We start from the raw sequence: 13,640 nt of genomic DNA, 5'->3' as shown, positions 1-13,640 counted from the left end.
CTTGATTTCTAAGGAGGATTAAAGGACAATGATACTGTTTTTACAAAACCACTTTCAAAATTAATAAATTCCCCGCGAGTATTGTGATTACATCGTCACTTTGCCATTTGCAGTACTACATTTGAGGGAGTTAAAAAAATGAATGATAAAATAGTAAATAATACGGATAAAACAAATTTGCGTTTACTTTTAGACAAAGCTATTGAATTGCGTGAAGATGGGCGTGCTAAGCAAGACCAAGACATTCTGAAGGAAGCACGTACTCTCCTTTTAGAAATGGTTGCTACCTATCCAGATCATGCTGAAGTCAACTATCAGGCGGGAATTGCTCATGATAATTCTGGATTAGGCAAGGAAGCTATCCCCTATTATGTAAAGGCTCTCGAGCAAGGTCTCGCAGGACCAGATCTTCAAAGATGTTTACTCGGTCTTGGCAGTACCTACCGTGCTTTGGGTTACTATCAAGAAGCAGTTGAAACTTTACGTCGAGGTGTGACAGAGTTTCCTGAACACCGCGGCCTTCAAATTTTTTACTCAATGGCTCTGTACAATTCAAAAAACTATAAACAGGCAATGGAAATTGTTCTGACTAATTTGATGGAAACAACGTCTGATGAAAATCTTCAATACTTCAAAAGAGGGATTTCGTACTATGCTGATCACCTTGATGAAACCTGGTGATGATTGAAAATTATTAAGACTAGATGTTCTGATTTGAATCTAATTCGTTCTCTTTTAGATTGTTAAATAACTTATTTTAAAACAATTAAATTAAAACGCAGTGCAATTCATGAATGAATTCCTACTGCGTTTTTTTATGTATACAAAAGTTTTATAAGGGTTGTTTTCAACAAACGTATCGAATTCAAACCACTATTCCACAAAATGTCCCGTTTGTTGAACAAGAATATAATTATCTTCATACGCGAACCATCGATTCGCTCGCTGAATGACCTTGCATACGCTATGCACACCAGGTAAACATAACACCGAATCACAGAAGTAGTTAACTCCAATACGCAACAAGAAAAAAGTGTCTTGTAAAGGTAGTCAACTCTTCAACTAAAGCATTCCGTTAGTGCAATAAGAACACGAGTTACCTACGCAGTCCGTGTTCTTCGGCTAAAGACCATTCTTCCTAATCCCATGCATGAAATCATGATTATAATTGAAATAATGTATCCCAGTTTCCAACTATCAGGACTTTTGATTAGCATGAAAGTGATTAGGACAACTAAGAATATTCCTATTAAAAATAAGGGTATTCTTAATTTTGGTTTGTAGTTTTGTACAGTTATCATATCACTTGCAAGAAAAATATTGCTAATTGTCAAGTAACTTGCAGCCTCCACTAAATGAAATAAGGCAAAAGAATAAAAAAAGAAAATTAAAATAGAGTTATTAAACTCAATGTTTAGGAAAAGGAAGGATATAGGGATACCAATAAGAAGATTCACTATTATTCCCGCTATACCAACATTAAAATACTGTTTACTAGTTAGAGTTTGTGCCTTTTTTTCATCAATAGGCTGGGGTGTAGAGAAGAATAAATAGAATGGCACATGAACTTTAAAAGGATTGTCTTTGCATTTATATTTTGCATATACGACCCCATGTCCAACTTCATGTAACCAAATCACTAAATATAAAGCACAGTAGCCAACTATAAAATATAAGAAAGTCATTTATTATCACCTACTCCGTATGTATACTATTATTTCTTCATCTAAATAAAGTACTTCGACACCAATCTAAATATAACCTGCTTGTTCAACTAACCTGTCCCGTAAGTTAAGAAGGAAAAAGAGCTCGCTAAGGAGCCCCTGTTGTTGAACTAAAGCTACGGTTAGTTTAATAAGAACAGGAACTAACCAATCCTTTTAGAATAAAATCACGAAGAAACGGAATGCTCTTTCTTCTGTTTCCTCTTATAAAAATAAAGCCAAATAAAAAAGATTGTCCAAGATATTGAAGGAAATACTGGAATTACAGTAAATTGCATAATTAATATTTCTGCTATTACAGCTGGCACCATAATAATCAACCACATTCTAACTACCTTGTTTTTAAAACTTAGTTCAAATCGGTCACTCATATACCTCACCCCTTTTATCTTTAACTGAACTGTCCGTTACTTGAATAAGGTATCTTTCTACTACTAATACGTTCATTGCGACTGGAAAGTTTCACCAATTCAAACTAAACAGTTACTCTCTCATAAGTTGAACAGGGCTATTTTTTAATAGGGGGTACACCGTTGCAACGGCTGGAGTACATACTTTTCTTCAGTTGAATGACGAAAGGGCTGCCGTACGTCCTACAACGCCAACTGAATAGACAGAAAGGATGTTAGTCAGCATTTTGTAAAGTTTGTACAATAATTGAATTACAACAAAAAAGTCGAATTCCTATATATTGAGGAATCGACTTTTCTTATTGAATCTTGTTACAGTAACCCCCCTGTTAGTTGAACAACCTCGATAATTATTAAATCATAAATTTTGTAAACCATGCTACATATTTAGCACCGGGTATAAATAATACCTGTGCAAGTAGAGTTCCAAATAATCTTGAAGCAATCATCATTAAAGAAATGCTCTTTAGTGTAAAGTAGCTTCCCCTTTGATTAACTACATCGTCAGCAAGAACAGAAATTTTGGGGTCAATAAATATTACAAGAAGAATAGTCGCAACACCATTTATGAGTCCAGATGCCATAATGGCTGTTGAAGCTCTATCTGGTGCCAATAATGATGCGTACAAAGCAGATAGTACCCCAATGGTATATATTGCAGTGATTATCATATTTACAAAAAATAATTTTAGAGGAATTTCTTTTATCCTAATATCTTTCAAATAACTTAGCTTAGGTAAACTAAAATGTTTTATCCCACGCTTTATATATTCAAAGGATATTCCCTTTTTAACTAAACTTGGAATTGAACCTCTTTCTTCTGATAAATGGATTATAGCTCTTGAAAATATGGCAATAAAAGTGGGTAATAAAAGGATACCAACTAATGTCCCAAATGTTGAAGCGCTTATAAGTATTCTATATTGGCTCTCTACAAATTCTAAAGTATTTTCAGTAGGTGCAGTATCTATAAGGCTTCCTGTAAAAGGTTGCTGCATCATATTAGCTAGTCTTGAAATAATAACCATTAAATTAAATAGAGATAGAGCAGAAGCAATCAATCTTACCCTTGCACCTGATAACCTAACAGCATAAGCGAGGGTTTCTATTGAGTGAATTACAAAAATAAACAAAAATATAAACAATAACTTTTCTGAAATAAATTCCAAATAAATTCCCCTACTTCAGCTTTTATAATTACCTAATAATACCACATAATCAAATTTCTTGTTTAACTCAACTGCCCAGTTAGTAAAAATGCGCCTCTACTTGTTGTAGAAGCGCACCCGTTAGCTTACTAGTTAATGATTACAACCTGCTACTTCTCCCAAAGCTCGATCAATCGACCTTCAGGATCTTTAATCCAAATGAACTTTCCAAATTCACTAATCTCTTTTTTCTTTGCAAGAGGTACACCAATATGTTCAAGATGCTTTATAGTCTCGTTTAAATCATGTACTTGGAAATTTAACATCACTTGTTGTTCTGTTGGAAAATAACTGTCATTCTCCGTAAAGAATGAAAAGATAGTCTCATTTCCTAATTGGGGTTTTATCACAGCCCCATTCCAATTGTCTATTTCAATTTTCAACACTTCACTGTACCATTTTTTCACAATTTCAAGATTATTAGTTCTCCAAAATATTCCTCCGAAACCTTTAATCATCGTCTCTAACTCCTGTCTGTCATCAAATTTTAGCTAACCGATTACATTAGATATACGAGATTTAAATTATAGTTCCTTTTTCTACAATACTGCCCCTGTAGTTGAATTGAAAAGGGTGTTTAGCCCCTAAATGAAGTAAAGCCCCCGTTTTTTTAATAACTAATCTTACGCATAACTCCCTCGTAAAAGCAGATAATATGGTGAGGTGATTAGAATATGTTAAAAACAAGGATTGGTTATATTGTTTGTTTTTCAATTATTTTAAGCTTATTTGTTTACAGTAAGTCCATAAATACAAAATCGATGGAGTTATCTTTCTCGCAACCGAATAGTGATAAAAATGAACAGGAACGAATTCACGAATTGGAACAACGTTTAGATAGTCTCGAACCACCCGAGCCTACCACAATTCTTGATTCACCTTTTCCATTCGAAAAAGGAACAGAGGTGCATTTCCCTACTGATGTCATCCCTATTTCACAAGTGTTAAAAGAAGGAACAAAAATCCCTTTTAAAGTAATTAAAAGCGCACCGAACTATATTAGACCAATATATGAAGAAAACTGGCATAGCACATATTGGGGTGGAAGATGGAGCTATGTTCCTTCTCGAATACACTATTCTCTCCACCGGATATTCCCTTTTTATGCCATTGGTATTTCAGCTGAATTAAATTTTCAACAGGATGTAGGTATTGCTTTTAATACTGCTACAAATGAATCAGACCTTGATCTGTATATAGTTGTGTTCCAAACAAATATCACAGATGTTTATACAAAAGGAAATCAAGTTGTTGTTGTTGGGACACCTAAACGAACAGGAGTTGAGGTTATAAACATTAAAACAGCAGATATATACCCGAGTAATAAGGAGAAATATTTGTTAGTTCAGTTAGCAACTAATGGAGCCGAACTCGATTATTCTTTAATTAGTTATCAACCACCCGATTTTTGGTTAAAGCTAAAACAAAAAAATGAACGTGAAAAATCTAAAAAACAGTGAACCATTGCCTTATCATGTAAGTTGATAAGGCTGTTCTTTTACTCGGACTAAAATAGATTGCAATAAAATCAATCTCCTTAACTCTTTCCTCTAACGCTACCGCACTTTTACCTCCACTCTTTGTTAACTCAGAGTCGCTCCAACCTTGCATCCTATTTTGTGGATTCCATATAGTCTCTCCATGTCTGGTATCCTTTAGAACAGTCCCATTGCCTTAAGAAAATCTATTCGATTTTCGCACTCTTTAACGGAAATTCGCCTACCGGTAATCTGATTTTGATAGCTTAAGTACAAGTTTTGACAACAATCTTCCTTTCAAAGTAAGTAAAATGACGCATTACTTATTTTTATTGATGAATGTATCTAACATCCATTCATTAAATTTTTCTTTCTCTTCAAATTGTGGATAATGTGCTGATTTCTCGAAAGAAATAAATTCCTTATGTTCGGCTTCAATCATATCAAAATACTTCTTTGCTGCATTAGAGGAAGTCATATAATCGTATTTACCCATGACGAAATACAAAGGAATTTCAAGTTTTGTTACAATGGTAGGTATTGGATTTTCTAATAGATCACTTAACAACTTTTCTTGGGAATACCCCATACCATAGTTGTAACGAATAACGTCTAATAAGTTATACTCGCTGCTCAATAAAACACCTATATTATCACCATCGGGGTTATCAATGAGTCTAACAGCCCCGCCGTATTTCATAACATAGTTTCTTGGTGTAACCGTATCGCCATTTTTAATTTGCTCGGTGAGTCCTTGTAAATCTAAAACATCATCCGCATTACCATCCTTTTGGGCCTGGCTAATAGAGTATTTTAAACTTTCAATCTCACTTTCCTTTGTTTCACCCATTTGCCCAATCCCAATATATGCTTCATATTTTTCGGGGGATTTATAAGCAGCTTGTATTCCAATGTATGTACCAGAAGAATGCCCCATCAGTATAACCTTTTCTTTTTCAAGCCGTTCTGATATATATTCGGTCAAAGCTAATAAATCATCTACCAATAAGTCTGTTGAAAGAGTAGAATAGTCCTCAAAAAAGTGATATGATTTTCCACTTGCCCTTTGATCGTAATTAACAATTGTGAAATTGGCTTCCAATAAGTCTGCGTATTTAGTGGCATATGGTATTTCCGGAGCCCCAGGTCCTCCATGTACGACAATGATGACAGGATTATCCTTATCGTTGCCACGTATCATAATTTCGTGACCACTTCCATTTATCTCTACTTGTTCTAATGTACTTATACTGTTATCTCCTTTTATATTGGGTGTCCATGTAGGAAAGAAGAGCGCTATTACGAGTACTGTTACGATAGTGATTGCAATATATTTCATTAATTTCTTTATACGTTTCATCTAATTTAGTTTATTCCCTTCTATTTAACACCATCCCAATATACGATTGAACAAAACATGCTCTTAATAAATGTGATGGATATTGATTATTTTTGAATTTCTTTTGCAAAAGGTGCCATAATTTAATAAAGAGTAATTTGTAGCTGATTGAACAGAGTTAATTAGAATGATTGGTAAGCCTTTGAATTTATCACCAGTTTTCGCCGCTAATAGCCTAGCTTATACCACGCAATATCTTACCAATCAGTGTGCTACTCGACGCAAGAGGAGCCTTTCAGAGCGTTACCTCTTCATTCGACTCCTCGACATCCCCCTTCAGTTTTAGAACACTATAACTGTTTAACCTTTACCGAAATTGTGTGACCACATTTCATTTGAGCCAGGAACGTTTTGCACCCAGAATCGCGTCCATTTTTTGAATTTCGCTATTCAAACAGGCTAAATATTATATCTGCAATGTAAGTTTCTGAAAATGCAGCCATAATAATTAACGGTAAAATTAAAATGGTGTAAATCTTTATAGTCTCTAGAACTTTTTTAATAAGAGATGTTCCTACTTCCTCTGCCTTAAATACATTTCTTATTTTGCTACAGCGAATATAAAAAAAATAATTGATCTTTTAAATCCAGTTTCACGAATTATATTTGCTATAGTAATCACCCCACTCAATTGATTTTTACTCAACCTTCGTACCCGATTGTGGAAGATTATCATACTCGTCTTGTTCAACTAACAGCGTAATTTTAATGAGCAATACCGTTATTACTAATTTCCATAGGACCTAAAACTCTACACAAAATGGTTGAATACTGTTATCAAGACAGTGTTCTATTCTTTGCCTGAAGTTCCCAAAAGTTACCATTTCCAGAACTTGCTCAATAGGGAAGAATCCCACTTCTAAACTTTCTGGCGAAGTTGTTAATTTACCACCAATCGGCTTAGCTATAAAGAGTGTATTACAAATTGACTTATCCACGTTTTGAAATATTCCGCAGAATTTAAGAACTTCAATATCAATACCTGACTCCTCTTTAGTTTCCCTAATTGCAGCATCTTTCAGAGACTCACCTTCCTCGACTATTCCACCTGGCATTTCCCAACCTCTCTTAGGTCCTTTAATTAGCAGAATTTCCTTTTGATCGTTGAGTACAATCGTTGCAGCTGAAACAAAGTGCTTAGATGGTGTGTAAATATGTGATGTGTTTTGTCCCAAAACGTTGCCCCCTCTTTTGTGTTAGTTAACTTTTCATCTCCATCAGTTCAATAATTCTTCCTCCAGTAACTGCTCTATTCAATTGAAGTAAAAATTACTCAAACTTAAATTCATAACCTATATAGTTAAATACATTCCTGAATCCTATACTCTTTGCGACCGCAATTGAAGGTTTGTTAGATTCCATACAATCCCAATAAGGAACAAGATTATTTTCCAAACAATCTTTTACAAAAGCAATGGCTACTTTTTGTGCTAACTTTTTACCTTGATGCTCTTCCAAGGTTTCAATATCAACACCATGTACATTATCAACTACAAAACCCGAAAAACAGACGCTAACAATTTTACTTTTACAAACTATACCGTATCCAAAGCCTTCATTAAAGAACCTTTCGGGTGAAGACCAGAACTCTACTATTTTGGAATGTAAAAACTCAATATTTTCAATTGATTTATCACTGTTTTTAAAAAGTGTTTTACTAATTTTCACAATTTTATATCCTTCTTCAATAGTAAGTTCGAAGTTGCCTTTATAATCTTTTTTTTGTAAAGTATAAACCCTCTGATTCCAACTTCCTAAATTGCGGTTTTCAAACACCTTTATAATAGTCTCATCCCACTTATTATGATTACCAATCCCCTCAAACCAAGTTAATCCCACCTTCTTTGCTTCTAGAATGATTACTGTATCAATAAAATGATTTAATTCGGTATTGAACCCTTCGTTTCTTTCATCTCCAATAAAGAAAAAACCGTCATTATTACCTAACCAAATAAGTCCCGAAGCAGGAGATTCAATATCATCTACAAAAATACGACCTGGATTTATCCCTTCGACGACTGCTTTAGCTTCTAATTGACCTTGCTCATATAACATATATCTGCATTTAAAAAATTCTGACTTTTTTAATTCTGATATCATTACTTACCTCCTTATCTGCCGGAAATTAACTAATTCAGGAACCTTTTCTTTTTTAACAATCCTTCTTTGTTTGTTTAAGTACATCCCTTCACTTTACAATCTACCTGTTCTTCAACAATATGGCCCATTTGCTTTATATGGTTCGCTTTAGGGCAGCCCCATCGCCGAAGATGTTCTATTCAATAATCACGCCCGTTCATTTAATAAGCTGCTAATCCATAGTTAGCCAGTAAATATACAGAAATGAGATAGGCATGTCCTATGAGGATGAAGCCTTTCAAGAAAAGATATTAAAATATCAGATCGTGTACTTCCCCAGTAATAACCATGATTAAGCCGATCAATGAAAGCATTATACCTACGTAAAAAGGCCAAGGATTATCTTCTTTTTCTTTATCAAATGTAAAAAATGTAACTATGCAAAAGATAAGGGTAATAACAGGAATAAAACCATACTGAGGTCCAAATGTGAACGCAATTCCACCCAATATCATTCCTATAAGCCCATAAGGATTTTGAGATTTTTTTCTGTCTATATATTCTTTATCATCATTGGATAAGCTCTCGTTTCTGTCCCCCCATATGTCGATGACTTTCATTCTATTTAGGAATTCGATCGTTTTTTTAAATGCCTTCATAAATCACACCTACTTTCCCGTTAATCCAGCCTCTATCATTTAATTTCGATCTTTTGCACTCTGGCTCGTTTGTGCGATTTGGACGCAATCGCTTATTAAGCAATCGCGCTCAATTGTTAAAAACAACTGTTTATATTGTCCAGTACCAGCTATTTATAGCAATGTAAGGTACTATGTATTTTTTACCAAGCTCATAATCAGTAAAGTTTGTTTCAAGGTAGATATAACCTCTCTCTCTAAAAAAGGTATACCATATCCCTTCTTCCTTACTAACCGTAAAAACTTTAGAGTAATTATGATATCTCATATTTTTAGCACCCAGTGTTTCACAAGCAAAATCTAATGCATTTCCAAAAACAGGACCTTTATGTATTAACCTGCTACTGGTTTTATTAAATTAACCCATCCACATCCCCCAAACAAAAAATGACCATATAGAAATCGGAAGCCCTATTAAGACACACGCAATAACACTCACAATAAGGACTACTTTTTCGGTTTTATTGAAAATAAATAATGAAATAGGGATAATTATATATAATCCAATACTAATGAAAGTTACGATAGTTATAGCTGTTGTTAACTCAATTGTTGGGAAACGTTCATTAAAATCATAAGCTATAATTTGACCAAAGATGCCTAAAATAGTTGCAACTATAAGACCTATAATTACAAAAAAACTATAAATCATTACCTTCATATCCTCAATCCCTTCGTTTGAAAGCATTATTTTATATTCTTGCACAGCAGTATCAATCATGCCTGGCGTTCACCAATTTCTCAATCACTTTTTAATCCATAATACTCTTCATAAAAATGCGTATACATGTCGAAACTCATTTGAACATCATTTTGAAGGTTTTTAATAAGAGTGATTAATTGGAATCTCGTATAATAAGGAAAGCTTTTAATCCTTACGATATTTTCCTCAATTAGCAGGCACCGTTGCAAGCTTAGGTCAAGATAATTTTTGGATTCCGACGAGAGCTCTTCATTGAAAACTATGATTAAAATTAAATTTCTCAAACTCCTAATACTATCCAACATCTCATTCAAATCTCTTTTGCTTACTTTAACTCTATCAGCCGTCATCAAATCCATTTCATAGGTGTCTAGGATAAAATCAGTATAGAATTCTACACGACCCGTACTTTCGTTTTGTTCATTGACATTCCTTAACTCTTTCAGTTCATTTCGATAGTCCTTAAAAAAGATAGAATCCGCTTTAAAGGCAATTGGCTTATATACACTAAAAAAAGAATACGGAAAAATCAACGTCATCAAAACTAAGCATATGATTACAATTAACCCTAACGTTCTTTTTCTTCTCAATTTGAAGCCTCCTTGAAGTGCCAGGTGCTTTTTTAACAATCCCCATTTACTTAGTTAACTGACTTTCTAATAATTGATTACAGATATCCACACAGAGACCTTGTGCTTTACATCTAATCAGCAGCTCATTTAACTCAATAAATAGTCCATTATCTTGTAGGTATTTCTCAAATTGAGAAAACGTTAAATTTGGATTAATCTCTGCTTTTTTGTCAAGAAATGATCTTTGGAATGTTTGATTAATCTCGTCCAATTTATTTCCAAGTTGTTTAGCCGTAGATGTAAAAGTTAAAATCGTTTCAATAAAATCAATATCACTAGTAGAAAACCCTTTATTTCTTAACCACTCACTAACAGTTTCATTCGGCATATGAATTCCCCTTCGTTTATACTCTCCCAAAAAAATTAGTCCAATATAAAATGGAAAGTAATATGACAATAAATATTAATTGAAAAATTGTCAATTTGTAGGAATTTCGATTTTCTGCATATTTCCACTCCATAACTGTTCTAGCTAATTCTGTCCAAATACTAAGTATTAACAGCAAAAACCACGTTTCAAAAAACCAAATCGAATCCATTGGTAATCTGGAGATATTAATAATAAACGATAATGATGAGGACTATGAAGGTAATTCTAATTTTCCTACCTATTTTCGATTGTTTTTCATTGACATGGTAATTTCAAGTCCCCGATAGCATTGCTCGACAGTAAATAAAAGTAATTACAACCTTTATAAGTATAGTAATCTATATGAGTATACAGTAAAATGCTCCTTCTGTAGAATAGATACTGACAACAATATCAGTTCCCTACACTATAAATGAAGGAGTATTTCATATGTAATGTGTAATGTGTAGACCAAGACATAGTCTTTCGTCAATACTAATCTCTATTGCCCCGAGGCGTATTGGCGTTTCCATTAGTCAATTATGTCTATGACAAGTTATCTGAATACACATTAGTCAAATCCTTGATTCTTGCAACTATATTCCGTTGGAGAAGTTGTGAGGAAATTGAACAAAGAATCCGCGCTAAACTGGCTACCTTAATCGAAATGGAGCTGGATTCTGTCACGCGCTTTGACCTTGTCTCCATACTAACTCGCCCGGAAATACTGCGACTGTTTAAGTTTACGGACAAGGAAGGTTCCATATATAGCCTGCTAACCAGTCGATTGGAATTGACTGAGAAATAGATATTGGACATGTATAAAAGTCGTTGGTATATCGAGCTAGATCATCTGTTCAGCCTCTCACCTAAAGGGATCTAGAACCAGCTTTTCATTGCTTTAATTACGGTAGGATTGGTTGAAATCATGCGCGTCGAAAAGCAATCTAAGAATACTGCATGAGAATTTCATCAACTTATCCAACACTATTTATTAGAGCCATAGGAAAAGATTCTAGAGGAATTAAACCATAAAATAATCCTAGTAGTGGAATATTTGTCAATAGTAAGTCCGTTTTCTAAAGTCCCTTTATTTCATTCATGTTCATCTGTATGTCCTCCCTTAGTTTGTGGTAGAACTGTTTTGTTAATTTCAGTGCAGTATGTACTGATGGTAGCAGTGAACTTTCAGCCGGACCGGTAACATGCAATTACGAAAAGCAGACATGCTGAGCATGTCTGCTTTTTTAGTAGTCCTCATTCAATCACATATACGTGTCGATCGATTCATATATCTCGACATGAATAATGGGACCCAATTCCTGAACACGTACACCGATATTTATAAGATCAGTCTTTTTGTGGTCTGGTAGCTTAATATCGAAGGAGCCTGTTTTCTTTGCTACTGCATGGAACAAGTTGGTTCCCGCGTCTCTTGTGACCGTGGCAATTTGCTCAGCATCTTTCGGTAGTATATGCTTTCCTATGTTGTATGTCGCTCCCAAATCTACTGACGCAGTCGGCTTCTCCTCCAATACTTGGAGGTTATAGTAAAAGTTCGGAGCAGAACTTACCGCTTCGATCCCGTACCTTACTTCTTCTCCGCCAGCGAAATGGACAGTGGCAATATATTGACCTGGCTTATCGATCGGAATGCGGATATTATTATACTTACCCTCAGTATCGGTCTGATCGGTATCGCGGCAAACAGAGCGATTGGTCGAAAGACATTTTCTGAAATCCACATTGTCAGACAGCTTCTTTCCGTCCATTGTGGAGAGCGAAACGTTCTGGACTTGTTTTTTAACACTGATTATAGCTGGTGTAGTTAGAAAATCGTCTGTCTCTTCCAGTGTCAACTTCAGCTCGCCATCCACTTCTTTGATGTGCACATAATACTTTTGGTAGTATTTCTTATCCGGATTTCCCGTATACACTAAAGCGACACTAAATGTTCCCGTCCCTTCTTGGAGCGGGACTAAATGGATTTTATCCGCAGTATAGCTATTTGCTGTATCGCGTCCTACAACCGCATTGAACAAACCGTAATCCTCATGATTGGAATCGTACATTTTAAATTCTTCCCATTGGTAGTCGCTAGCCCGCAACGTAACAATCGGCGACTTTGCTTCCTCTGTAGCCTTCAGCATTTTAGCCGCTTGTCCTCTTGTGATGGACTCGTTCGAGCTGAATCTGTCAGTAGACGTTCCTGTCGTGATGCCGAGTCTATAGATGATAAGAATGTTCGGATCATGACCTGCCCCTCGTTTAACATCCTCGAATGGACTTTTATACGACGTGAAGTCATAGCGTGGCAGATCGAACGCTTTGACAAGTATCGAAGCCATCTGTGCCCGCGTAATAGGATCGTTCGGACCGAAACGTCCATCTCCATAGCCGCTGATGATGCTTTTTTCTGCCATAGCTGCGATGGCTTTGTAGTAGCCGTTCGCTTTCGAGACGTCTTTAAACCCCGGATTCTTTGCATTCGAAGTGTCCAATTTAATCATTTTTGCGATGATTGCGGCCGCCTGTCCTCTCGTGATAGAATTGCCGGGTCTATATGTGCCGTCCGGATAGCCTCCGATAATATTGCGTTCTGCCAGATCATAAACAGCTTCTGCAAAATGCTTTGATGACGGTACATCTGAAAATCGCTCTGTGCTTGCAGCGAACGTGCCGGATAAAGGCAGGCTATATACCAACAATAGTGCACAGAATAGAATAAGTAGTTTCTTCTTCATTTGCTCATATCCTTTCAGTCCTGTAAGTAGTTTTCATTGTATAGGAGGCTGCCGTCTAAAACGACTGCCTTTCAGACTAGATTGTGGTACTATGTATTCGTTCACTCTATTCATCTAACATATCACTGGTGTAATTAAGTATCGCCAAAATAGAGTAAGCGCATATTTGACGCTTACTCATCAAGGTTCTTAAGGTATATAACTCCAGGAAATACC

At 35.3% G+C, this 13,640-nt stretch carries 16 protein-coding genes; 2 read left to right on the top strand and 14 right to left on the bottom strand.

The window, feature by feature from the left end:
* The first annotated feature begins 138 nt into the window (after window positions 1-138).
* On the top strand, window positions 139-681 hold the full coding sequence (locus ACGLYD_RS01640; protein ID WP_340741558.1) for a tetratricopeptide repeat protein: 543 nt from the start codon (window positions 139-141) through the stop codon (window positions 679-681).
* 419 nt (window positions 682-1,100) lie between these two features.
* Here ACGLYD_RS01640 and ACGLYD_RS01635 read toward each other — a convergent pair whose 3' ends face one another.
* From ACGLYD_RS01635 to ACGLYD_RS01620, 4 genes are all read right to left on the bottom strand, one after another.
* Window positions 1,101-1,685 carry a hypothetical protein gene (locus tag ACGLYD_RS01635; protein ID WP_399631005.1) on the bottom strand — a complete coding sequence of 195 codons (585 nt, stop codon included), beginning with the start codon at window positions 1,683-1,685 and terminating at the stop codon, window positions 1,101-1,103.
* A gap of 206 nt (window positions 1,686-1,891) precedes the next feature.
* Window positions 1,892-2,095, bottom strand: a complete 204-nt coding sequence (locus tag ACGLYD_RS01630; RefSeq protein ID WP_399631003.1) for a hypothetical protein — start codon at window positions 2,093-2,095, stop codon at window positions 1,892-1,894.
* Between the two features lie 392 nt (window positions 2,096-2,487).
* Window positions 2,488-3,303 carry a lipid II flippase Amj family protein gene (locus ACGLYD_RS01625; RefSeq protein ID WP_067206197.1) on the bottom strand — a complete coding sequence of 272 codons (816 nt, stop codon included), beginning with the start codon at window positions 3,301-3,303 and terminating at the stop codon, window positions 2,488-2,490.
* 149 nt (window positions 3,304-3,452) lie between these two features.
* Window positions 3,453-3,800 carry a VOC family protein gene (locus tag ACGLYD_RS01620; RefSeq protein ID WP_067206194.1) on the bottom strand — a complete coding sequence of 116 codons (348 nt, stop codon included), beginning with the start codon at window positions 3,798-3,800 and terminating at the stop codon, window positions 3,453-3,455.
* Window positions 3,801-4,016: 216 nt separating this feature from the next.
* Here ACGLYD_RS01620 and ACGLYD_RS01615 point away from each other — a divergent pair, with 216 nt between their 5' ends.
* Window positions 4,017-4,802: a hypothetical protein gene (locus ACGLYD_RS01615; protein WP_399630999.1), complete on the top strand. Its 786-nt coding sequence runs from the start codon at window positions 4,017-4,019 to the stop codon at window positions 4,800-4,802.
* Here ACGLYD_RS01615 and ACGLYD_RS01610 read toward each other — a convergent pair.
* The 10 genes from ACGLYD_RS01610 to ACGLYD_RS01565 form a co-directional block, all read right to left on the bottom strand.
* On the bottom strand, window positions 4,789-4,953 hold the full coding sequence (locus tag ACGLYD_RS01610; RefSeq protein WP_082786492.1) for a histidine phosphatase family protein: 165 nt from the start codon (window positions 4,951-4,953) through the stop codon (window positions 4,789-4,791). The two genes, ACGLYD_RS01615 and ACGLYD_RS01610, sit on opposite strands and share 14 nt — an antisense overlap.
* Window positions 4,954-5,139: 186 nt before the next feature.
* Window positions 5,140-6,180: an alpha/beta fold hydrolase gene (locus ACGLYD_RS01605; protein WP_067206191.1), complete on the bottom strand. Its 1,041-nt coding sequence runs from the start codon at window positions 6,178-6,180 to the stop codon at window positions 5,140-5,142.
* A 782-nt stretch (window positions 6,181-6,962) separates the two neighbouring features.
* The gene (locus ACGLYD_RS01600; protein WP_399630995.1) at window positions 6,963-7,394 is read right to left on the bottom strand and encodes an NUDIX hydrolase; all 432 of its coding nucleotides are present in this window, start codon (window positions 7,392-7,394) and stop codon (window positions 6,963-6,965) included.
* 94 nt (window positions 7,395-7,488) lie between these two features.
* On the bottom strand, window positions 7,489-8,319 hold the full coding sequence (locus tag ACGLYD_RS01595) for a GNAT family N-acetyltransferase (RefSeq protein WP_399630992.1): 831 nt from the start codon (window positions 8,317-8,319) through the stop codon (window positions 7,489-7,491).
* A 290-nt stretch (window positions 8,320-8,609) separates the two neighbouring features.
* Entirely contained in the window at window positions 8,610-8,957 is a 348-nt protein-coding gene (locus tag ACGLYD_RS01590) for a cell division protein FtsK (RefSeq protein ID WP_399630990.1), read from the bottom strand.
* Between the two features lie 397 nt (window positions 8,958-9,354).
* On the bottom strand, window positions 9,355-9,717 hold the full coding sequence (locus ACGLYD_RS01585; protein ID WP_399630987.1) for a hypothetical protein: 363 nt from the start codon (window positions 9,715-9,717) through the stop codon (window positions 9,355-9,357).
* Between the two features lie 20 nt (window positions 9,718-9,737).
* Window positions 9,738-10,289: a hypothetical protein gene (locus tag ACGLYD_RS01580; RefSeq protein ID WP_399630985.1), complete on the bottom strand. Its 552-nt coding sequence runs from the start codon at window positions 10,287-10,289 to the stop codon at window positions 9,738-9,740.
* Between the two features lie 46 nt (window positions 10,290-10,335).
* Entirely contained in the window at window positions 10,336-10,659 is a 324-nt protein-coding gene (locus ACGLYD_RS01575) for a hypothetical protein (protein WP_399630982.1), read from the bottom strand.
* Window positions 10,660-10,675: 16 nt separating this feature from the next.
* Window positions 10,676-10,870: a DUF4181 domain-containing protein gene (locus tag ACGLYD_RS01570; RefSeq protein WP_399630980.1), complete on the bottom strand. Its 195-nt coding sequence runs from the start codon at window positions 10,868-10,870 to the stop codon at window positions 10,676-10,678.
* A 1,075-nt stretch (window positions 10,871-11,945) separates the two neighbouring features.
* On the bottom strand, window positions 11,946-13,424 hold the full coding sequence (locus ACGLYD_RS01565; RefSeq protein ID WP_399630977.1) for an S-layer homology domain-containing protein: 1,479 nt from the start codon (window positions 13,422-13,424) through the stop codon (window positions 11,946-11,948).
* Window positions 13,425-13,640: the final 216 nt, after the last annotated feature.

The sequence above is a fragment of the Sporosarcina sp. SG10008 genome (assembly GCF_044569405.1).
In the GTDB taxonomy this organism is placed as follows: Bacteria; Bacillota; Bacilli; order Bacillales_A; family Planococcaceae; genus Sporosarcina; species Sporosarcina psychrophila.
Note: the sequence above shows the minus strand (reverse complement) of the source record. Positions and strands in the feature narration are given on the sequence as shown.